The organism is Bathymodiolus azoricus thioautotrophic gill symbiont, from assembly GCF_001298715.1.
In the GTDB taxonomy this organism is placed as follows: Bacteria; Pseudomonadota; Gammaproteobacteria; order PS1; family Pseudothioglobaceae; genus Thiodubiliella.
Genome location: NZ_CDSC02000206.1, coordinates 1 through 1,013, shown reverse-complemented (window position 1 = coordinate 1,013; position 1,013 = coordinate 1). Strand labels below are relative to the sequence as shown.

Below are 1,013 nucleotides of genomic sequence, written 5' to 3'. Positions count from 1 at the left end.
ACATCGGTATCAGTTTTGCCGAAGATGACATAGGATTTACCTGCAGATGATTTGGCTTTATAAGCACCCACAATCAAATCATCTAAACCATCACCGTTGACATCGCCTGCGCTGGAGACTGACCAACCACTATAATCACCCTTTGACTCGCCCTTGATAACAAAGCCACCAATACCAGAGACAATGTTTGATAAATTAATAGCAGTATTGTCTTTTTTGCCAAACACAACATACGATTTACCTGCTTGTAATTTACCGCTTGGAGCGGCCAGATAAGCACCTACAATTAAATCATCTAAGCCATCGCCGTTGACATCACCTGCATTGGAGACTGAGTAACCACTATGATCCCTCGCTGACTCACCATTGATAACAAAACCACCTGTGCCAGCGGTAATAGTTGATAATTCAATAGCATTGGTATTGTCTTTTTTGCCAAACACAACATACGATTTACCTGCGTCTGGTTTACCACTTGGATCGGCAATAGCAGCAGCCACAATCAAATCATCTAAGCCATCGCCGTTGACATCGCCTGCGCTGGAGACTGAGTTGCCACTCATATCTTCTATAAACTCGCCATTGATAACAAAGCCGCCTTTGCCAGCGACAATGTCTGATAAATTAATAGCTTTGGTGTCTTTTTTGCCGAACACAACATGCGATTTACCTGCGTCTGGTTTGCCATGTATATCACTATCTTCATTGCCCACAATCAAATCATCTAGTCCATCGCCGTTGACATCGCCTGCGCTGGAGACTGAGTAAAGATGGTCATCATCCTGTGAGCCATCATTGATAATAAAGCCACCTTTGCCAGCGGCAATGACTGATAAGTCAATAGCAGTACTGTCTTGTGTACCGAACACAACATACGACTTACCTGCACTATCAGAACCAATAATTAAATCATCTAAACCATCGCCATTGACATCGCCTGCGCTGGAGATTGAAAATCCACCATGATTACGCATTGATTCGCCACTAATAACAAAGCCACCAGTACTTGTGTC

At 43.4% G+C, this 1,013-nt stretch carries 1 pseudogene; it reads right to left on the bottom strand.

The features are described from left to right. Positions 1-1,013: pseudogene (locus BAZSYMA_RS04025) on the bottom strand (FG-GAP-like repeat-containing protein); the annotation flags it as partial.